This window comes from Burkholderia sp. Bp8992 (genome assembly GCF_003853705.1).
Taxonomy (GTDB): Bacteria; Pseudomonadota; Gammaproteobacteria; order Burkholderiales; family Burkholderiaceae; genus Burkholderia.
In genome coordinates this window covers 202,266-216,217 of the sequence record NZ_QTQI01000004.1, presented here as the reverse complement: position 1 = coordinate 216,217, position 13,952 = coordinate 202,266, and the positions used below count along the sequence as shown (strand labels likewise).

The 13,952-nt window shown below is 68.7% G+C and carries 14 protein-coding genes; 8 read left to right on the top strand and 6 right to left on the bottom strand.

The genetic code is table 11. The annotated features are described in order from the left end of the window. Positions 1-16 precede the first annotated feature (16 nt). The 6 genes from DIE03_RS08215 to DIE03_RS08190 are packed head-to-tail and all read left to right on the top strand — an operon-like array spanning position 17 to position 3,344. The gene (locus DIE03_RS08215; RefSeq protein ID WP_124449204.1) at positions 17-376 is read left to right on the top strand and encodes a hypothetical protein; all 360 of its coding nucleotides are present in this window, start codon (positions 17-19) and stop codon (positions 374-376) included. A gap of 33 nt (positions 377-409) precedes the next feature. Then, a complete protein-coding gene (locus DIE03_RS08210; protein WP_124449202.1) occupies positions 410-925 on the top strand; it encodes a sigma-70 family RNA polymerase sigma factor in 516 nt (171 codons plus the stop codon). Further along, positions 922-1,704: an anti-sigma factor gene (locus DIE03_RS08205; protein WP_124449200.1), complete on the top strand. Its 783-nt coding sequence runs from the start codon at positions 922-924 to the stop codon at positions 1,702-1,704. Before DIE03_RS08210 ends, DIE03_RS08205 begins: the two co-directional genes overlap by 4 nt. Positions 1,705-1,732: 28 nt before the next feature. Next, a complete protein-coding gene (locus tag DIE03_RS08200; RefSeq protein ID WP_124449198.1) occupies positions 1,733-2,155 on the top strand; it encodes a quinol oxidase in 423 nt (140 codons plus the stop codon). Then, positions 2,152-2,784 (top strand): DUF1571 domain-containing protein, encoded by a 633-nt coding sequence (locus DIE03_RS08195; RefSeq protein WP_124449196.1) that lies wholly within the window; start codon positions 2,152-2,154, stop codon positions 2,782-2,784. Before DIE03_RS08200 ends, DIE03_RS08195 begins: the two co-directional genes overlap by 4 nt. Before the next feature lie 44 nt (positions 2,785-2,828). Then, positions 2,829-3,344: an SRPBCC family protein gene (locus tag DIE03_RS08190; RefSeq protein WP_124449194.1), complete on the top strand. Its 516-nt coding sequence runs from the start codon at positions 2,829-2,831 to the stop codon at positions 3,342-3,344. Positions 3,345-3,380: 36 nt separating this feature from the next. Here the strand turns inward: DIE03_RS08190 and DIE03_RS08185 are convergent, their stop codons facing one another. The 6 genes from DIE03_RS08185 to DIE03_RS08160 form a co-directional block, all read right to left on the bottom strand. Further along, entirely contained in the window at positions 3,381-4,430 is a 1,050-nt protein-coding gene (locus DIE03_RS08185) for an ABC transporter ATP-binding protein (RefSeq protein WP_124449192.1), read from the bottom strand. Positions 4,431-4,457: 27 nt separating this feature from the next. Beyond that, positions 4,458-6,056: an iron ABC transporter permease gene (locus DIE03_RS08180; RefSeq protein WP_124449190.1), complete on the bottom strand. Its 1,599-nt coding sequence runs from the start codon at positions 6,054-6,056 to the stop codon at positions 4,458-4,460. A 2-nt stretch (positions 6,057-6,058) separates the two neighbouring features. Beyond that, positions 6,059-7,093, bottom strand: coding sequence for an iron ABC transporter substrate-binding protein (locus tag DIE03_RS08175; RefSeq protein WP_124449188.1), 1,035 nt, complete (start codon positions 7,091-7,093; stop codon positions 6,059-6,061). A gap of 62 nt (positions 7,094-7,155) precedes the next feature. Further along, positions 7,156-8,463, bottom strand: coding sequence for an iron uptake transporter deferrochelatase/peroxidase subunit (efeB, locus tag DIE03_RS08170; protein WP_124449186.1), 1,308 nt, complete (start codon positions 8,461-8,463; stop codon positions 7,156-7,158). Between the two features lie 11 nt (positions 8,464-8,474). Then, positions 8,475-9,608 carry a hypothetical protein gene (locus tag DIE03_RS08165; RefSeq protein ID WP_124449184.1) on the bottom strand — a complete coding sequence of 378 codons (1,134 nt, stop codon included), beginning with the start codon at positions 9,606-9,608 and terminating at the stop codon, positions 8,475-8,477. An 81-nt stretch (positions 9,609-9,689) separates the two neighbouring features. Next, the gene (locus DIE03_RS08160; RefSeq protein ID WP_260434826.1) at positions 9,690-11,114 is read right to left on the bottom strand and encodes a carbohydrate porin; all 1,425 of its coding nucleotides are present in this window, start codon (positions 11,112-11,114) and stop codon (positions 9,690-9,692) included. 722 nt (positions 11,115-11,836) lie between these two features. Here DIE03_RS08160 and groES point away from each other — a divergent pair. Then, positions 11,837-12,130 carry a co-chaperone GroES gene (groES, locus tag DIE03_RS08155; RefSeq protein ID WP_011351136.1) on the top strand — a complete coding sequence of 98 codons (294 nt, stop codon included), beginning with the start codon at positions 11,837-11,839 and terminating at the stop codon, positions 12,128-12,130. A gap of 46 nt (positions 12,131-12,176) precedes the next feature. Beyond that, positions 12,177-13,817 carry a chaperonin GroEL gene (gene groL / locus DIE03_RS08150; RefSeq protein ID WP_043181578.1) on the top strand — a complete coding sequence of 547 codons (1,641 nt, stop codon included), beginning with the start codon at positions 12,177-12,179 and terminating at the stop codon, positions 13,815-13,817. Positions 13,818-13,952: the final 135 nt, after the last annotated feature.

Below are 13,952 nucleotides of genomic sequence, written 5' to 3'. Positions count from 1 at the left end.
GCCAAGGAGAACGGGAATGAAGCGGATACTCTTTGCCGCCGCGCTGACGGCGGCGATCGTGCGGCCGGCGGCCGCGGAACCGCCGCAGGTCGGCGACGGGAAACTGGTCGACGAGGCGCACATGACGCTTTACGTGTTCGATCGCGACGCGCCGGGCAAGAGCGCGTGCGACAGCGCATGCGCGGCGAACTGGCCGCCCGCGATCGCGGACGCGTACGACAAGGCATCGGGCGCACTGAGCCTCGTCGCGCGCGACGACGGCAAGAAGCAATGGGCGTACCGCGGGCGCCCGCTGTATCGCTGGAAGATGGACCGCAAGGCCGGCGATGCGGGCGGCGACGGGATCGGCGGCATGTGGCACGTCGCGCGCCCGTGACCGCGCGGCGACGCTGATGCGCAAGGCTTCCTGATGAGCTACGAATCGGATCTGCTGGTGTGGCTGCCGCATCTCACGCGCTATGCGCGTGCGCTGACGGGCGACCGCGCGTGGGCGGACGATCTCGTGCAGGACACGCTCGAGCGTGCGCTGAACCGGCCGCCGCGCGATGGAGGCAACCTGCGCGCGTGGCTGCTGACGTTGTTGCGGCACCGTTTCATCGACCAGTTGCGCGCGCGGCACGAGATCGCGGTCGACGACGCCACCGCACCCTGGCAGACGATGGCCGCGCCGGCCGGCGAGATCGGCGGGCTGGTGCTGCGCGACGTGCAGCGCGCGCTGTACCGGCTGCCGGTCGAACAGCGCGAGGTGTTGCTGCTGGTCGCGCTTGAAGAGTTGAGCTATCGCGATGCCGCACAGGTGCTCGGCGTACCGGTGGGCACGGTGATGTCGCGGCTCGCGCGGGCGCGCGCGCAGATGCGCGCACTGCTGTCGGACGAGCCGTCGTCGCACGGCACGGCCGCGTTACGGGTGATCGGGAAAACATGATGGACGATCCGCACAAGCCATCGAACGAGCGGGATGACGACGCGTCGGCGCAGCTGCTGTCCGCATTGCTGGACGGCGAGCTGTCCGGGCACGAGCAGCGCGAGATGCTCGAGCGCCTGCGCTCCGATCCGGAGGAAGCCGAACGATTCGCGCATTACCGCGCGCAGCGCGACGCGCTGAAAGCACTGTTCCCGCTGCCGGGCGCGGTGCCCGCGCTGTTCGTGCAGCGCCGCGCGCCGCGCCGTCGTGCATTCGCGTATGCGTGCGCGGCGCTGGCGGCCGGGTTCTTGATCGGCGTGGCGCTGCATGCGGGTTGGATGGCATTCGGCAGCGATCCGGCGTTCGCCGCGCGCGCCGATGTCGCATATGCCGTGTACGCAGCCGATCGCGAGCATCCGGTCGAGGTCGGCGCGGGTGATCGCGCGCAGCTTGCCGCGTGGTTGTCGGCGCGCGTCGGGCGGCCCGTGCGCGCACCGTCGCTCGACGAATACGGCTACGTGCTGCTGGGCGGCCGGTTGCTCCCCGGCGATCGCGGGCCGGCCGCGCAGTTCATGTACCAGCGCGCGGACGGCGCGCGCGTGACGCTGTACGTGACCGCCTACGATGCGCGGCATCTCGCGCCGCAGTCGATGTCGGCCGACGGCCGCTACACGTATTTCTGGTCGGATCGCGGCATCGGCTATGCGTTGTCCGGCCGCGGCGACGAACGGCGGCTGCGCGAGCTCGCGATCGAGGCGTGCGGCGCGCTCGGCGGCTCGACCGACGCGTGGAGGAGCTGACGCGCGACGCCGGCAGGGAGTCCAGGCGATGAAGACGACGATGACGAAGGTGCTCGTGCAGGCGGCGCTCGCGGCGGCCGCGACCACCGCGCGGGCGGAAGGCGAGGCGCCCGTGCGCGTGCCGGTCGACGCCGACGGCGTGCAGCGGGTTGCCATCGTCGGCGGCAGCTATTTCTTCCGGCCGAACCATGTGATCGTGCGCGCGCACGTGCCGGTCGAGCTGACCGTGTCGGCCGAGCCCGGTGTCGTGCCGCACAGCTTCGAGATCGATGCGCCGCCGCAGGCCGGCATCGCGGTGCGTACCGAGCTCGGCACGACGCCGAAGACGTTCCGCTTCACGCCGGCGCAACCGGGCCGGTTCGCCTACTATTGCACGCATCGGCTGCTGTTTTTCAGGAGCCATCGCGAGCGCGGGATGGAAGGCGCGCTCGATGTCGAGGCGGCGCCGTGATCGCCGCGTTGCTGGCCGCGAGCCTGATAGGAGCGAGCATGACAGCCGACCCCGTGACCGTCGCCCAGGCGCATTTCGACCATGTCCGCTCGTACCGCGCGACGATCCGCTCGTCGGCGCGCAGCGGCGAGCACACCGAAATCCGCTACGCCTACCTGAAACCGGGCTTCGTCCGGATGGATTTCGTGTCGCCGCATCACGGCGCGGTGCTTGCGTACGATCCCGGCGACGGCAAGGTGCGGCTGCGCCCGTTCGGCGCGCACGCGCCGCCCGCGCTGACGCTGTCGCCGTCCAATCCGCTCGTGCGCGACCGCAGCGGCCACCGCGTCGACCGGTCGGACGTCGGCGAACTGCTGCGCAACGTGCATGCGCTGCAGCAGGGCGGCGCGACGGTGACCGAGGGCGAGGAGGCCGTCGGCGGCCGGACGGCGCTGCGCGTATCGGTCACCGGTGCGCCCGCGCACGTGGTCGACGGCGTGCATCGCTATCGGCTGTGGCTGGACGCCGAGGACGGTTTTCCGCTGAAGGTCGTCAGCTTCGCCGGCGATGACGACGTGCCGCTCGAAACCGTGACGCTCGACGACGTGGAAATCGACGTTGCGTTTCCCGAGCGCTTCTTCACGCCCTGACCGATGCACTGATCCGTTCTCCTGATGGACATGCCGGAGGCTGCATGGCGGAATACCGATTCTCGACGACGTGGCGCGTGGACGCCCCGCTCGCGGCGGTCTGGGACGCGATCTACCAGGTCGACCGCTGGCCCGACTGGTGGAAGGGCGCCGTCCGCACCGTCGAGCTCGAGCATGGCGACGTGCGCGGCGTCGGCGCACTGCATCGGTACACGTGGAAGGGCGCGTTGCCGTACCGGCTGACCTTCGACATGCGCGTGCGGCGCGTCGAGCGGCTGCATGCGCTCGAAGGCCGCGCGAGCGGCGCGATCGAAGGCGACGGACGCTGGTCGTTCGCCTGCGACGGCGTGCGCACCGTCGTGCGCTACGACTGGCACATCCGCACGCAGGTGCGCTGGATGAACTGGCTCGAGCCGCTCGCGCGCCCGCTGTTCCGCTGGAATCACGACGTCGTGATGCGCGAAGGCGCGAAGGGGCTCGCGCGCTTGCTGGCTGCGGCCGTCGAGACGGATGGCCGGATCTTCCGGCCGCTGTCGGGTGCGGGCTGCGCCGATGCGTAGTGACTTATAGCGACGCGTGACGACGGTCCGCGCCGCTCAGCGCGCGTACGCCATCACCGCGCCGTCCACGGCCAACGCGACGCGCTCGCCGACGGCCGGGCACCGGTGTCCCGGCACGCGGATCCGCACGAGCACGTCGCGATCGGCATCGAGGCGCGCGAGCACGTCGGCATCCTGGCCCGCGAACTGCGCGGCTTCGACGCGCGCCGTATGGCCGCGCGCCGTGTCGACCTGCGTGACCGGCGCGATGCCGATCTGCTCGGGACGCAGCATCGCGTCGGCCGGCCCGTCGGGCAGCGGCGCGACGAGCGGCAACTCGCCGAGCGCACAGGCGATGCGCGTATCGCGCACGTGGCCCGCGAGCAGCACGGCCTGCCCGACGAACGACGCGACGTCGCGCGTGACGGGCTGCCGGTACAGCGTCTGCGGCGCGGCCGTCTGCACGAGCCTGCCTTGCCACATCACCGCCACTTCGTCGCCGAGCGTCATCGCCTCGGGCTGGTCGTGCGTGACGAGCACCGACGTCGCGCCGGCCGCGGCGAGCGCGTCGGCCACTGCGCTGCGCGTTTCGTGGCGCAGCGACGTGTCGAGCGCGGAGAACGGTTCGTCGAGGATCACGAGCGACGGCTCGGGCGCAAGCGCACGCGCGAGTGCCACGCGCTGCTGCTGGCCGCCGGATAGCTGCTGCGGTGCGCGGGGCGCGTACGACGCGGGCAGCCCGACCATCTCGAGCAGTTCGTCGACGCGATGATGGCGCCGCCGCGCCGCGCGCGGCAGCCCGAACGCGATGTTGTCGGCTACCGACAGGTGCGGAAACAGCGCGCCTTCCTGCGGCACGTAGCCGATCCGGCGCCGTTCGGGCGGCAGGTGCACGTCGGGCGCGGCCACGCGGCGCCCGTCGATCTCGACGATGCCGCGCTCGGCGCGCTCGAAGCCGCACAGCACGCGCAGCAGCGTGGTCTTGCCGCTGCCGGACGGGCCGAGCAGCGCGAGGCGCGAGCCGCGCCGCACCGTGAGGTCGATGTCGTGCAGGACGGTATGCGATCCGAACGATTTGGACAGGCCGTGGATGCGTAGTTCGCTCATGGGCGGTACCAGGAAAAAAGGCGGCGCTCAGTCGCGCACCGACGCGCGGCCGAGCAACAGGAACAGCAGGCCCGACGCGCCGAGCGACAGCGCAACGAGCAGCGCCGCATACGGCGCCGCGGCCGCGAACGCGAGCGTCGCCGTATCGCTCCACACTTGCGTCGCGAGCGTGCGCGTACCGATCGGCGACAACAGCAGCGTCGCGTTGAGTTCCGTCACGACCGAGATGAACACCATCGTCGCGGCCGCGCCGATGCCGGGCGCCGCGAGCGGCAGCACCACGCGCACGAGTGTCGCGCGCCAGCCGAGGCCGAGCGAGCGGGCGGTTTCCTCGAGCCGGACCTGCACGTGCGACAGCGCCGCACGCACGCTCACCACCGCGAGCGGAAGGAACAGGATCGCGTACGCGGCGACGAGCGCCGGCGCGCTCTGGTAGAGCGGCTGCAGCAGCCGCACCGTGATCGACACGATCGCGAGCGCGACGACGATGCCCGGCACGCCCTGCACGGTCATCGCGGTGCGTTCGAGGAACGTCGCGACGCGGCCCGGGTGGCGGACCAGCAGGAACGCGAGCGGCAGCGCGAGCAGCGTCGTGACGGCTGCCGCCGCGAGGCCGTAGCCGCCTGAAGCGAGCGTGGCCTGCCACAGCAGTTCGGGCGACACGTCGGCCGGCGTGACGGCTGCCGCACCTTGTTGCGTGAGCCAGTAGCCGATCATCGCGAGCGGCACGCCGAGCGTCGCGGCCGCGAGCGTGGCGAACGCGACGGCGACGGGGCCGCGCAGCGTGCCGAGCGAATAGCGCATCGCGACGCGGCGCGCGGCGCGGTGCGTATGGCCGTAGCGCGCATGGCCGCGCGCCCGTGCCTCGATCGCGAGGCACAGCAGGCACAGCGCGATCAGCACGCAGCCGAGCAGCGACGCGCCGCCGCCGTCGAACGCGGTGCGGTATTCCGCGTAGATCTCGGTCGTGAACGTGCGAAAGCGCAGCAACTGGAACGCACCGAATTCCGACAGCACGCCGAGCGCGACGAGCAGCATCCCGCCGCACAGCGCGGGGCGCAATTGCGGCAGCACGACGCGAAAGAACGTATGCCGCGGCGAGCAGCCGAGCGTGCGCGCGCTTTCCTCGAGTGCGGGGTCGAGCTCGCGCAGCGCGGCGGCCACCGGCAGGTAGACGAGCGGGAAGTACGCGGACGTCAGCACGATCAGCGCGCCGAGGAAATCCTGCAGGTCGAGGCTCAGCGACACCCACGCATAGCTCGTGATGAACGGCGGCACCGCGAGCGGGGCGGCGGCGAGCGCGGTCCACAGCGGCCGCGCGGGCAGGTCGGTGCGCTCGATGAACCAGGCGACCGCGGTGCCGAGCAGCGTGCACGCGAGCGTCGCGGCGAGCGTGATCGACAGCGTGTTGACGAGCAGCTCGCCGACGAGCGGGCGCCACAGCAATGCGATCGCGTCGTCGATGCCGAAGGTAGCCGCGCGGTACAGCGTGAAGCCGAGCGGCAGCAGGATCGCGAGCGGCCCGCACGCAGCCGCGGCGACGAGCGCGCGCGACGCTCGCCGCCGCGTCGCGGTGCGCTCGCCGTCGGGTGCGGGGCGTGCCGTGCGGGACACGGCGTCGCTCATGCTCAGAGCAGGCCGGCCTGGCGCAGCAGCTTGCCGGCCTGGCTGTCGTCGCCGAGCTGTTCGAACGTCAGCGCCGGCGGGCTCAGTTCGTCGAACGGTTTCAGGATCGGATCGGGGGCGACGCCCGGGTGCAGCGGATACTCGAAGCTGATGTGGCCGTTCGCCATCAGCTTCTGCGCGCGCTCGCTGACGAGATACGCGACGAACTTCTGCGCGTCGGCCTGGTGCTTCGATGCCTTCATCACCGCGGCGCCCGACACGTTCACGGCTGCGCCGACGTCATGGTTGCCGAAGTGATGGATCGCGCTTTTCGTCGACTTGTCGCCGAGCTCCGCGTGCAGGCGGTCCCAGTAGTAGTTGTTGATGATGCCGGTCAGCACGCCGCCGCGGTTGACGGCCGCCGTCACGCCTTCGTCGTCGTCGAAGACCTGCGCGTTGGCCTTCAGGCCCTTCAGCCATTGCAGCGTCGCGGCCTCGCCGTGCAGCGCGAGCACCGCGCTCACGAGCGGCAGGAAGTCCGCATCGCTCGGCGCGACGCCGACCTTGCCTTTCCATTCCGGCTTCGCGAGATCGAGCAGCGACGCGGGCAGTTGTTGCGGCTGGAGCTTCGCGGTGTTGTAGACGAGAACGTTCTCGCGTGCGAGCACGCCGACCCAGTTGCCGTCGGCCGGGTTGAAGCGCGCGGGCACTGCCTGCAGCGCGGCGCCGTCGGTCTTCGCGAGCAGGCCCTTGCGGTCGAGCAGCACGAGCTCCGGCGAGTTCTCGGTGAAGTACACGTCGGCCGGCGTGCGGTCGCCTTCCGCGACGATCTGCGCGGCGAGCGCGGGGCCTTCGCCCGAGCGCACCTTCACGGTGATGCCGCTCTGTGCTTCGAAGTCCTTGACGAGCTGGTTGACGACCTGCTCGTGCTGCGCGTTGTACAGCGTAAGCGTCGCGGCATGCGCGCGCGTGGCGTGCAGCGCGCCGGTCAGCATCAGCGCGGCGGCCGCCGCGGCGATCAGGTGCCGCAGCGGGCGGCTAACGGGAAAAGTGTTCATGTCGTCGTCGTGGGTTGCGTCCGGGCGGGCCGGGGAAAGAGGTGCGCGGCGTCGCGGTGCCGTTACGCTTCGAACAGCGCGGCGCCGATGTACGAACCGGGTTGCGCGCCCGGCGGACACGCGAAGATCGCGCTGCCGACGTGCGTGGTGAACTGGTTCATGATGTCCAGCTTCGCGAGCTTCTCGTTGATCGGGATGAAGCCCTTGCGCGGGTCGCGCTGGTGCGCGACGAACATCAGCCCCGCGTCGTACTCGGTCTGCTGGCGCCACGGCGGCCAGCGCTCGATGTAGAAGTTCGCGCTGTCGTTGTACGAATACGCGCGGCGCAGGATCTGCGCGCCGTTGTTCACCTGCGGCGACGCGAGACGCGCATGCGCGTTGTCGGGGATCACCGGATTGCCGTCCTTGTCGACCGCATCGAGGTCGAGTGCCTCGAACTCCTGCTTGCCGCCGATCGGCGCGCCGCTGTATTTCTTGCGGCCGAACACCTGCTCCTGGAAGCCGAGCTCGGTGTTGTCCCAGTGTTCGAGCGTGATGCGGATGCGGCGCACGACCGTGTAGGTGCCGCCGTTCATCCACGCCGGGCCTTCGTTGCCGGCCCACACGAATGCGTTCATCGCGGCCGGATCGTCGCGCGACGGGTTCATCGTGCCGTCCTTGAAGCCCATCAGGTTGCGCGGCGTCTCGCCCGGCTTGCCGGACGTGAAGCCGGCCTGGCCCCAGCGCATCTGCACGGCGTTGCCGCCGAGGCGCACGAGCTGGCGCACCGCGTGGAACGCGACCTGCGCGTCGTTCGCGCACGCCTGGATGAACAGGTCGCCGCCGGTCTTCTCCGGGATCAGCTGGTCGCCGTTGAAGCGCGGCAGGTCGACGAGCGCGGCCGGGCGCTGCTTCGCGAGGCCGTAGCGGTCCTTGCCCGCGACCGCGAACAGGCCGGGCCCGAAGCCGAACGTAATCGTCAGCCGCGAGGCGCCGATGCCGAGCGCGTCGCCCGAGTCGGCCGGCGCGACGTCGTCGCCGCCGGTTGCCGGCAGCGGCTGCGCGGTGTCGCCGCGCGTCAGGCGCGCGGCCGCGTCGGTCCACGTCTTCAGCAGCGCGATCACGTCCGCGCGCTTGGTCGTCGTGAGGTCGAGCGCGGCGAAGTACGCGTTGCGCTGCTGCGGCGTCGTGATGCCGCCCTGGTGCTTGCCGTAGAACGGCTCGATGTCGTCGTCGTGCGCGTGCGCGTCCGGTGCCGCAGCGGGCGCCGCATCGGCCGCGCGGGCGGCCGGCATCGTGCTCGCCGCGAGACCTGCGGCCACCGCGGCGCCGCCGGCCTTCAGGAAGCCGCGGCGCGCGGGGCGCGACGGCGGGTTCAGTTCGTCTGCCATGGTCGGTTCCGTTACTTCGCGAGCATCAGCGTGTTGACGTCGTCCTGGACGTAATAGAAGCCGTCGCCGGCCGGCGTCATCGCGATCCCGAACAGGTCGCCGTTGCCGGGCGGCGATTGCGCCTTGTCGGTATCGATCCAGCGCGCATAGAGCTGCTTGCCGGCGACCGGATCGATCTCGACGACCTGGCCGTTCAGTGCGTTGGTCGCGAGCAGATGGCCGTTCGGCGCGGTCGCGAGCGCGAGCGGGCGGCGCAGGAAGCCGTCGGCCGTGACCTGGCGGCCGACGCCCGCGCTCGTGTCGCGCGTGAGCGGATCGTCGATCTCGACGACGCGGTTGCCGATCGCATCGGATACGTACAGCTTCTTCTGGTCGCCCGACAGCGCGAGGCCGGTCGGGCCGACCAGGAACACGCCTTTGTCGGCCTGCGCGCCGAGGCCGCTCGCGACGACCGTTTCCTGCTTGATGACGGGCGGCTTGCCGGCCGGCACGTCGAGGTCCAGACGCAGCACGGTCGCCTGCTTGTAGACGGGCGGGTTGCCGTCCGCGCCGCCGACGCCGAAGCCGGCCATGCTGACGAACAGCGTCGCGCTGTCGCCGCGGTCGACCACGGCCATGTTGCCCCACGGGTCGTTGATGTTCGCGCTCGACCACGTCGACGCGATCTTGCCTTGCGGATCGAGCACGATCAGGCAGCCGGCACCCTTCGTGGACGTCGTGCCGTCGTTGCTCGGCGTGCTGCCGACGATCACCCAGCCCGACTTCAGCATCGTCATCGCGGTCGACAGGCCGACGCCGCCGGGGCACGCCTTCAGGTCGCGCGGGATCGATGCGAACAGGCTCAGCTGCTTCGTTGACGGGCGATAGTCGACAATCGTGCTGCCGGTGCCCTGCAGGTTCGCCGCGTTGTTGAAGTTGTCGACGAGCACGTCGCCTGCCTGGATCGTGCCGGCCGACACCGGCGCGACCGCGATCGCATACGGGTTCTGGTCGCCGTTGTCGGGCACCGTGTTGACGAGCAGCGTATGGCGATGCAGCGTCTCGAGGAAGCCTTGCGGCTCGGCGAACGCGCCGGCGGCGGCCGTCAGCGCGACGGCGGCCAGCGCGCCCGTCGCGAGGCGGCGAAGCGGGGCGGATTGAATCATCGGGATCTCCTGGGGAGCGCGCCGCGCCGGCGGCGCGCGAAAACGGGGTGGCGTAGGGCGACTGGCGTGCGCGTGCGGCGCTCAGAACGTGATCGTCGTGCGTGCGCCGAGCAAGAACGTGTTGCGCAGCGGCTGGGTCGCATCGCTCGGGTTCTGGCCCGCGCCGGCATTGAACGTGTACTGCGCGTCGGCCGCGATCACCCACCACGGGTTGACCTGGTACTGGTAGGTCGCCTCGACCGTCGTCTCGCGGGTGCGCACGCCGTACGGGCCGGCCGCGAACGTCCGCGCGGCCTGGTCGAGGTCGGTTACGTGGCTGCCGACCTGGATGTACGTGACGGCGAGGCCGACGCTGTCGTTGTCGCGGCCGTCGAACGGCGCCTTCAGCACGATGCCCGCGTTCGCCGCGAAGCTCACGAGGTTGCGGTCGCCCGGCGCGCCCATCACGCGCGCGAACACGCCGAGGCTTTTCGCGCCGGTCGGGTCGGGGCGCCAGATCATCTGGTCGGCCACCGCATAGAAGCTGTAGTCGCCGTGATGCTGCTGCGCATTGCCGTTCGAAGCAGGATCGGCGAGCGACAGCCCGTCGGTGCCGATGCCCTGGTCCGCGAAGCGGCCGTTGTGATACCAGACGCCGATCTTGTAGGTGCCCGGCAGCCCGTTCGAGTGGCCGGTGTCCATTTCGCCGTCGGACGGCTGGTTCAGCGCGTATTGCAGCTCGCCGATATAGAGCGTGCCGTTGTGCAGGTTGAAGTTCGTGCCGCTCAGGTTGCCGGGGTTGTTGCCGAGCGGATCGCCGTCGAACACGCCCGCGAGCGCGGTGAGCTTCGGCGTGATTTGCGCGCGCACGCGCACGCCGAGGCCCGCGAGCGGATAGGCGGGGCCGCCGTTCGGCAGATCGTACGACGGCAGCGCGGGCCAGCCGAACATCGTGTTGACGAACGTGTTCGCATACGTGCTGACCATGAATTCCTGGTCCAGGCTTTGCTGGCCGATCTTCACGTCGACGCGCTTGTCGAGGAACGACTGCTGGTACCAGAGCTCCCACAGGCGCGTCGTGTCCTGCGCCTCGATGCCGCTCGCGGTGTTGAGCGTGCCGAGATTGCGCGCACTCAGGTTGCTGCCGTGGATCTGCAGCGCGCTGACGTTGAAGGTGCCGCCGGGCAGGCCGATCGCCTTCTGCGTATCGACCGTCAGCGTCGCGGTCGTCAGCCCGTCGTACGTGCCGCCGCGGTTCAGGCCGCCGCGCAGGTTCGCGAGGTATTCGCTGGTTTCGGTGATCTGCAGCGTCGCGCCGTACTTGCCGAGCCACGGGCGGATGCCGCCCATGTCGCCGAGCAGGCTCTGGCGCGTCCAGATGCCGGTCCACATGTCGGTCGGCTTCGCCTGGATCGCGAGGTCGGCCTCGGGTGCTTCGGGCTGCGCATCGACCGACGCGGCGGCGAACGCGGCGCCGCTCGCGAACGATGCACACGCGAGGACGGCCGCACAGGCGGCGGGGCGCATCCTGGCACGGACGCGGTCTCCATGGAACGACACAACCTTCATATCAAATCCCTGTTTCTAATTGGTTTGGAGTCCTGCTTGTCGGTCGCTGTCCCGACGCTCGGCACCGATCGGCCAGGGCATGAAGAAGAGCGCAACGCGGCGCATCGTAGGAGTCTCAAATGAGAAAGTCAATGTAAACGAGAATGATTCGCATCTAAATTACTGAATGTAATGGGATGCCTTACGGAAGAGGCCCGACGGGTGTTTTTCGGGAGGAGGAACGTAAATATCGGCGTAATGAAAATGAATGCTTAGATGCGTAGCGATGGATCGCCGGGGAGCGGGCGCGACGGTCGTCGGGCGCGGTGAGCGGGCATGTTGCGGCGGACGGAATCAGCGCCTGTGCAGGTTTTTCGATGCGATGCCGCCGGTCGCAGGAACTCCGTGCTTACCCGGTGTCCAAACGGGGCTGGATGCGAATCGCGGGCCGCGCGGGCTCGTGTGTCGGGCCGGGTAGCGTGGGTCGGAGTCTTGTTTTGAAAGGGTTTTTTGTGATTTTCGGGTGTTTTCCCCGCTGCGGTGCCGCGTTGAAAATTCGTCCGGTTTCCCTTCTTGAATTTGTCAAAACCCGTCCATATAATTAGCACTCGCTGCACGAGAGTGCTAACAATTCTCTGCCGGGCGACAAGCCGGGCAGATTCCCTAAGCGTTCTTCAATCTCAGTCAAGAGAGGAGTGAATATGAACCTTCGTCCTTTGCACGATCGCGTGATCGTCAAGCGCCTGGATCAGGAAACCAAGACCGCCTCGGGCATCGTGATCCCCGACGCCGCTGCTGAAAAGCCGGACCAGGGCGAAGTCCTGGCCGTCGGCCCGGGCAAGCGCGACGACAAGGGCGCCCCGATCGCGCTCGACGTGAAGGTCGGCGATCGCGTCCTGTTCGGCAAGTACGCAGGCCAGACCGTCAAGGTCGACGGCAACGAACTGCTGGTCATGCGCGAAGAAGACATCATGGCCGTGGTCAACGCCAAGTAAGCGTCCTCCGACGGTACATATTCCCAAGAATTCAAGGAGTTAGAAGATGGCAGCTAAAGACGTCGTATTCGGCGATTCCGCCCGTTCGAAGATGGTCGAAGGCGTGAACATTCTCGCCAACGCAGTCAAGGTCACGCTGGGTCCGAAGGGCCGCAACGTGGTGCTCGAGCGCAGCTTCGGCGGCCCGACGGTCACCAAGGACGGTGTGTCGGTCGCGAAGGAAATCGAGCTGAAGGACAAGCTCCAGAACATGGGCGCGCAAATGGTCAAGGAAGTCGCTTCCAAGACCAGCGACAACGCAGGCGACGGCACGACGACGGCAACCGTCCTCGCGCAATCGATCGTCCGCGAAGGCATGAAGTACGTCGCATCGGGCATGAACCCGATGGACCTGAAGCGCGGCATCGACAAGGCAGTCGCAGCGGCTGTCGAAGAGCTGAAGAAAATCAGCAAGCCGTGCACGACGAACAAGGAAATCGCACAGGTCGGCTCGATCTCGGCGAACAGCGACACGTCGATCGGCGATCGCATCGCTGAAGCGATGGACAAGGTCGGCAAGGAAGGCGTCATCACCGTCGAAGACGGCAAGTCGCTGGCAGACGAGCTCGACGTCGTCGAAGGCATGCAATTCGACCGCGGCTACCTGTCGCCGTACTTCATCAACAATCCGGAAAAGCAAGTCGCCGTCCTCGACAACCCGTTCGTGCTGCTGCACGACAAGAAGGTGTCGAACATCCGCGATCTGCTGCCGGTGCTCGAGCAAGTCGCGAAGGCTGGCCGTCCGCTGCTGATCATCGCTGAAGACATCGAAGGCGAAGCGCTCGCGACGCTGGTCGTGAACAACATCCGCGGCATCCTGAAGACCGTCGCGGTCAAGGCGCCTGGCTTCGGCGATCGTCGCAAGGCGATGCTGGAAGACATCGCGATCCTGACGGGCGGCCAGGTGATCGCCGAAGAAACCGGCCTGACGCTCGAGAAGGCAACGCTGGCAGAACTGGGCCAGGCGAAGCGTATCGAAGTGGGCAAGGAAAACACGACGATCATCGACGGCGCAGGCGAAGCCGTGAACATCGAAGCACGCGTGAAGCAAGTGCGCGCGCAAATCGAAGAAGCGACGTCGGACTACGACCGTGAAAAGCTGCAAGAGCGCGTGGCCAAGCTGGCCGGCGGCGTTGCAGTGATCAAGGTCGGTGCTGCGACCGAAGTCGAAATGAAGGAAAAGAAGGCACGTGTCGAAGACGCACTGCACGCAACGCGCGCAGCTGTGGAAGAAGGCATCGTGGCAGGTGGCGGCGTTGCGCTGATCCGCGCTCGCACCGCGATCGCAGGCCTGACCGGCGCGAACGCCGACCAGAACGCCGGCATCAAGATCGTGCTGCGCGCAATGGAAGAGCCGCTGCGCCAGATCGTCACGAACGGTGGCGAAGAAGCCAGCGTCGTCGTGGCGGCAGTGGCTGCCGGTACGGGCAACTACGGCTACAACGCAGCAACGGGCGAGTACGTCGACATGGTTGAAGCCGGCGTCGTCGACCCGACCAAGGTCACGCGCACCGCACTGCAGAACGCAGCTTCGGTTGCAGGCCTGCTGCTGACGACGGACGCAGCTGTTGCAGAACTGCCGAAGGAAGATGCACCGATGCCGGGCGGCATGCCGGGCGGCATGGGCGGCATGGGCATGGACATGTAATCGACTTCGGTCGATGGTGCCCGGGGCGCGCAGCGATGCGCGCTCCAGCCAAAAGAAAAGACCCGCAGCGATGCGGGTCTTTTTTTATTGGCGCGAGGATTTTGGTGCGCGCGGTGCGGCAGGGACGACGACGGG